Here is a 7,043-nt window from a genome sequence, read left to right as displayed (position 1 = left end):
CAAGCGTTTCGAACCCACCCAAACCCTCCCTTCCAAGGGAGGGCCCCAAGGGTTGCACCCTCTGGACACCCGCAACTGAACTAACCTAAGAGTTACACTGCGCGCGCTTTCTACTTTTGCGGGGGATCGCTTTCGTCCCTGCGGGACACGCTTTACTTTTGGTGCGTTAAAAGATTAATCCTCTTAACCTTTCAAGTCATTCAAAATTTTCGTACTTTTCGAGCTTTCAAACTTTTCGAGCTTCACAAACTTTTCGATCCCACCCAAACCCTCCCTTCCAAGGGAGGGCCCCGAGGGTTGCACCCTCTGGACACCCGCAATTGGACTAACCTAGGAGTTGCACTGCGCGAGCTTTCTACTTTTGCGGGGGATCGCTTTCGTCCCTACGGGACACGCTTTACTTTTGGTGCGTTTTTCTCACATRCCTTTAAACCCTTTCCGAGCTTTTGGGGCATTGAAGAACAACTTGTCCATTTTAAGAAGGAAAAAAGATCTTTTACCTGTTTACCTCGGATACAAAGATAAGGATTGAAGCCCCAAAGTAAATAATAAAAGAAATTTTTCCCTATATCTTTTTCTCATATGTGTACAAACAGTTATAGAAAGTTAAGAAATTTATAGAAATTATAACAAATTAGAGATCGTTAGAAATGCATCTTACGATTGTGATGCTTCACCTGTAAAATCTATCCGCTGCTTCTCCGCGTGACGGGAAAGAGCTAAGGAAATTAAGGTGTCTAACAATTCTTTATATGGAATGCCGGTTTCTTTCCACATAAGTGGATACATACTGATAGGTGTGAAACCAGGCAATGTGTTGACTTCGTTGATAAAAAGCTGATTGTCGCTTTTGYGAAGGAAAAAATCTACACGTGATAATCCCGAGCCATCAATGGATTGAAATGCACGAACGGCCATTTCGCGAACGGATTCTGTAAGCTCAGGCGATAAATGAGCCGGAATCTGCATCGTCGATTTTCCATCGATGTATTTGGCTTTATAGTCGTAAAATTCGTTAGAAGGCGCAATCTCGCCAGGTAAGGATGCTTTGGCATCATCATTGCCAAGTACGCTTACTTCGATCTCGCGGGCATCCACGAACTCTTCTACAATAACCTTACGGTCAAAACGGAACGCATAGTTGATGGCATTAATAAGCTCTTCACGGTTTTTCGCTTTGGATACGCCTACACTAGAACCTAGGTTGGCTGGCTTAATAAAGCATGGATAGCCGAGTGAAACCTCGCATTCCATGATGAAGAAAGATGCGTCTCTCTCCCACTGTGTACGGTTAAAGTACCGGAAAACGCATTGCGGCAAGCCTTCTTGCGCAAATACTTTTTTCATTAGAATCTTGTCCATCCCAACGGCAGAAGCGAGAACACCCGCTCCGACGTAAGGAATGTTGGCCATTTCGAACAGCCCTTGAATGGTACCATCTTCACCAAATGTTCCGTGCAGCAATGGGAAAATCACATCAATGCGCGGCTCATCGCCAGCCGATTTTGAGCTTCTATTCAAACCTTGAAATAATGGAGCAAGAGCAAAGCCATTTTCCTCAGCCTCGTCTGTTGTGTTGCGTAGATCTTCTACACTGCTTGGACGGTTATGCAAAACGGCTCCCGTTTTCCATTCGCCTTGCTTCGTAATATAAAAAGGTTTGATTTCATATTTGCTGTAGTCAAATTCACCCATTACAGCGTAAGCCGTTTGCAAAGAGACCTCATGCTCTCCCGATTTCCCCCCGTAAACTAAACCTACTCTAACCTTGCTCCCCATGGCATATCCTCCGGTACAATAATTTATAATAGATCTGCAATATGAAAAAAACGATATTTCGTTTGTTCCGTCCATGCATAGGAATCACGATAATCCCAATAACGATGCCTGCTGGAAACGGTATTCGCATTCACTAGCGGCATACCGAACGAATCAAAAGCAGTTACGATTGTGCTGTGCTGAAAGCGATGATCACCATTCCAGTCATACGTAATGACATCCCCAAGCTGCAGCTCATCCGCAGATTGCACAACCTCTGCACGCAAGCCTGAGGTCTTTGAACCAGTTAAATAGTTGGTTATCGCGTTTGATACCGCCCAGCTGTAGCTCCACCATTCACTGCCCTTATTTCGGCCCTTATACCACCAGCCCGTTTCTCTCTTACCAGTATAGTTCATCGGAGCATTGCCTGCAAAGATGCACTGGGACACGTAATTGGTACAATTCACCTCAAAAAGCTCATACGCTGGGTTCCCCTCATTCCACCAACGATCCGCATATGCAGCAACCAAATCTCTCCTGTAACGAATACCAGATGGCCTGTGTTTGAATTGCTGTAATAGGTCATAATTTAAGTATGGTGTTGATGGCGAAGATTGTTCGCCAAATAGCTCCGAGTAATCATCGACGGTCATCCAATTGTCTACTGCTGTGCCATAACGCGGTCTTCTTTCCGATATAATTGGCTCAACACGAAGAACATTCCATGAGTGACCAGCGAGCCCTAACCAAAGACGCTCAAATTCAGATCTTTCTTCCATGTAAAAACGCCCAGACTGCTCCATTCTTCTTTTGATGTGGAGACGAATCAACACAGAGACCTCGCTTGATGATTCGTTGACGCGTATGAGCTCTGCTTTTGTTTCGCTTCCTGCTGGAAGCGCGCCTCTAAGCAAATCGCGTTCACGAAGACGCTCAAGCCTGAATCTTAGGCGATCACAATGATCGCGGTCCGTAACGTAATCGGTCAGCACAGCCGCATGCTGATTCGCTTCGGCTTGATTGTACAAGCTAATATAGCGATGAACAGCAGCTTTCCAACCTTGCAGCTTCCCTTGCTGATCGTGCGGATCGTAATCAGAGGAACGAAGCAGCGAGTTTAACTTTGACGTTTGTTGTTTTACTGGCTTTTCTTCCTGATTTGCTCTTTTTTGATTTTGCAGTGCTTGATCGCCGATTTCAGCATTTCGCTCCGCTTGCAACCCGGAAGGCGATGGCTGCTTCTGGATGGCATGCGTTACAACTTTCTGCTGCGACTTGCGCTGAGAAGCTGATGGTTTGGATGATGTTTGGTTATGCTTTTGGCCCTGAGTTCCTGGCCCCCGGTTGCCTGTTCGCGGCATAGCAATCCCTCCTTGACCTTATCGTGAGTGCAAGCGTAAACGGCTGCAGCATMTCTTTTGATGAGGCTAACTCGATTGGCGTTGAAATATAAACTTTTGGGATAGGAATCCAACTTAACCGAATTTACATTTCAATTGTAAAAGACTGCAGCTTCTCCCTTAATGCTTCATGGCCGCCGTTTCACGATGAAATATAAGTTTTTGGATTGACCTTCTCGATAGCAATCTTATATTTCAAGCCTATGCTGCTACAGCTTGCCTTTATGGCATGAGAACGTCATCAAGTATTTCGTGCTAAACTTGTCGCTGATTAACTGCTTCATTATATGAAGCACTCTGCCATTTCATGTAACATTCATTGAGGATCATTTTCAATGCCATTTCCAAGCGCATAAAGACATAATTGGACTTTACGGAAGGACTATTTTAACGATATACTATAGATATAGAAATTATGAAATAGTGTTTCACAGAATGAAACTCAGACTACAGTTAAAAGGAGAATGACGATGTCTACACAAAATCATTATTCAGTTCGCACAACGCTTGACGCTGGCGGCAAGTCTTATGCTTACTACCGTCTAGGCGGACTTGAAGAGCAAGGACTAGGCGATATTTCCAAGCTTCCTTTTTCAATTAAAGTATTGCTTGAGGCTGCTGTTCGTCAATTTGACGGACGCGCAATTACCCCTGAACATGTAAAGCAGCTTGCTACATGGGCTGACGGACGCGAAGATAAAGAAATTCCTTTCATCCCTGCTCGTATCGTTTTGCAGGATTTCACAGGTGTACCGGTTGTCGTTGACCTTGCTGCAATGCGCGACACTGTGAAAAAAGCAGGCGGAGATCCGAAAAAAATCAACCCGCTCGTACCAGTTGACCTTGTAATTGACCACTCGATCATGGTTGATGCATTTGGTTCACCTGAAGCACTTGAGTACAATACTAAAGTTGAATTTGAGCGCAACGAAGAGCGTTACCGTTTCCTTCGCTGGGCACAAACAGCATTTGATAACTTCCGCGCGGTTCCACCAGGTACAGGTATCGTTCACCAAGTTAACTTGGAGTACCTTGCATCTGTTGCAGCTACAAAAACAGTTGACGGCGAAACAGTCGTATTCCCTGACTCACTCGTAGGTACGGATTCCCACACTACAATGATCAACGGTCTTGGCGTAGTGGGCTGGGGCGTTGGCGGTATCGAAGCTGAGGCTGGTATGCTTGGTCAACCGCTTTACTTTGTAATGCCAGAAGTTATTGGTTTCAAATTGACAGGCAAGCTTGCAGAAGGTTCAACAGCAACTGACCTTGCGCTTACGGTTACTCAAATTTTGCGTAAAAAAGGCGTTGTTGGTAAATTCGTTGAGTTCTTCGGCCCTGGTCTATCGAACATCAGCCTTGCTGACCGTGCAACAGTTGCCAACATGGCACCAGAATATGGCGCTACAATCGGCTTCTTCCCTGTTGATAACGAGACTCTTAGCTACTTGCGCCAAACTGGCCGCAATGAGGATCTTATTGAGCTTGTTGGCTCTTACTACAAAGCACAAGACATGTTCCGTACAGACGAGACTCCAGATCCAGTATTCACGGATGTGGTTGAGCTTGATCTTTCGACAATCGTTCCTTCCCTTGCAGGCCCGAAACGTCCTCAAGACCGCGTAGAGCTTACTGCAATGAAGGAATCTTTCAATAGCATCATCCGCACACCGATTGACAAAGGCGGCTACGGTCTCTCTGATGAGAAAATCGAGCAGTTCGTTACTGTTAACCATAATGACGGCCAAGTTAGCCAAATGGGTACAGGCGCAGTCGTTATCGCAGCTATTACAAGCTGTACAAACACTTCGAACCCAAGCGTAATGGTTGGCGCTGGTCTAGTTGCTAAGAAAGCAGTAGCACTTGGACTTAAGAAACCTGCTTATGTAAAAAGCTCCCTAACACCAGGCTCGCTCGTTGTTACGGAATATTTGACAAAAGCAAACCTAATCGAACCGCTTGAAGCACTTGGCTTCCACGTTGCTGGTTACGGCTGTGCGACTTGTATCGGTAACTCCGGTCCACTTCCAGATGAAGTAAGCAAAGCGATCATCGACAATGACATGACCGTATCTGCTGTACTTTCCGGTAACCGTAACTTTGAAGGCCGTGTCCACGCACAAGTAAAAGCAAACTACCTGGCTTCTCCGCCACTAGTTATCGCTTATGCGCTTGCTGGAACGACTAACATCGATTTGACAACTGATCCAATTGGTTTCACTGAAGACAACAAGCCTGTATTCCTAAAAGATATTTGGCCAACGTCGCAAGAAATCAACGACGCAATGACAGCTGCGCTTAACCCGCAAATGTTCCGTGACAAATACGAAAACGTATTTACACAAAATGAGCGTTGGAACGCAATTTCGGTACCTAAGGGCGAAAGCTACGAGTGGGATGCAAAATCAACTTACATCCAAAACCCGCCGTTCTTCGAAAACCTAAGCTCCGAGCTTTCTGATATCAAAGATATCCATACAGCAAACGTACTTGCTCTTATGGGCGATTCCGTAACAACGGATCATATCTCACCTGCTGGTAACATCACAGTTAACAGCCCAGGCGGTCAATACTTGATCGAAAACGGCGTTAAACGCGAAGACTTCAACTCTTACGGCTCACGTCGTGGTAACCATGAAGTTATGATGCGCGGTACGTTTGCGAACATTCGTATTCGTAACCAAGTGGCTCCAGGTACAGAGGGCGGCGTAACGACTTACCTTCCAACGGATGAAGTAATGTCGATCTACGATGCATCGATGAAATATCAAAACGAAGGCAAAAACCTTGTCGTTCTTGCTGGTAAAGAGTACGGTACAGGTAGCTCGCGTGACTGGGCTGCAAAAGGTACATTCCTACTAGGCGTCAAAGCTGTTATCGCTGAAAGCTTCGAGCGTATTCACCGCTCCAATCTGGTTGGTATGGGCGTATTGCCACTTCAATTCCCAGAAGGTCAAGGCTGGAAGACGCTTAACATCACTGGCCGCGAAACATTCGACATCGTTGGCTTGTCAAATGACGTTACTCCAGGTTCGCAAGTTACCGTTACGGCTACTCGCGAAGACGGCACGACATTCGACTTCCCAGCAATTGTACGTCTTGACTCGGTAGTTGACGTTGATTACTATCGCAACGGCGGTATCCTGCAAACTGTACTTCGTCAAATGATCGCTAACATGTAATAATCTGCGCATATCCTGCGCCGTATCGAAAAAAGAGCTTTGCCGATTCGTCGGCAAAGCTCTTTTTTCGTTTGTTATTAAGCAATGGCGTTGTTACCTACTTTTTGTTATTTGCTACCTGTTATGTTTTACGTGTTACCTGTCACTGTACGCTGGAAAATTTCCGTGGCCTATGCTTGCTCGTGGCTCCAGTACTTCCAAACATGCTCAATCAATCATTATGAGTTTAAGCATGCTTGCACAGCCAACACCTTAGTCATGCTCCCCTCCGAGAGCAGGCGCGCCACTAAAACATTAGTCTTAGTCACGCTTGTAGTGTCATAGCCTCACTTTTTCGCACAAAACTTCATCTAACGGACATAGGATCCGTTATTTATTACAATTAACGTCCACAACAAATTTAACGGACATACAATCCGCTATTTGTCCCATATCGAGCTAAATCCTACCTTTTTAAGCCCAATAGCGTACCCTATGTCCGTTAGCCACTCCAAACGTAAGAAAAAGGAGCAAATAGCGTATCTGATGTCCGTTACCTTCTCTAAAAAGCAATACACAGGAGCTTCCACTCCCACCGATTAGATGACTTAATCCTGAAACTCATATGCTCCAATCATTCGTGGACCATGGCTGCTTGTTAAAAACCTAGATGCAGCAACCGCTAGCTAAGCAACATCCCAGCAAAGGCGTAGCTTAAACG

Annotated in this window: 3 protein-coding genes; 1 reads left to right on the top strand and 2 read right to left on the bottom strand. The window is 45.5% G+C overall.

All coding sequences use genetic code 11. The features are described 5' to 3' along the window. Positions 1-657: 657 nt before the first annotated feature. Positions 658-1,779: a D-alanine--D-alanine ligase gene (locus AC1DPK_RS30295; protein ID WP_477512573.1), complete on the bottom strand. Its 1,122-nt coding sequence runs from the start codon at positions 1,777-1,779 to the stop codon at positions 658-660. A 23-nt stretch (positions 1,780-1,802) separates the two neighbouring features. Beyond that, on the bottom strand, positions 1,803-3,122 hold the full coding sequence (locus tag AC1DPK_RS30290; RefSeq protein ID WP_477512572.1) for an amidase domain-containing protein: 1,320 nt from the start codon (positions 3,120-3,122) through the stop codon (positions 1,803-1,805). Positions 3,123-3,631: 509 nt separating this feature from the next. Between AC1DPK_RS30290 and acnA the strand changes: the two genes are divergently transcribed. Continuing rightward, on the top strand, positions 3,632-6,343 hold the full coding sequence (gene acnA / locus AC1DPK_RS30285) for an aconitate hydratase AcnA (protein ID WP_477512571.1): 2,712 nt from the start codon (positions 3,632-3,634) through the stop codon (positions 6,341-6,343). Positions 6,344-7,043 lie beyond the last annotated feature (700 nt).

Source organism: Paenibacillus sp. 01T424 (genome assembly GCF_056398745.1).
The sequence above is the reverse complement of the archived record's forward strand: the minus strand, read 5'-3'. Positions and strand labels throughout refer to the sequence as shown.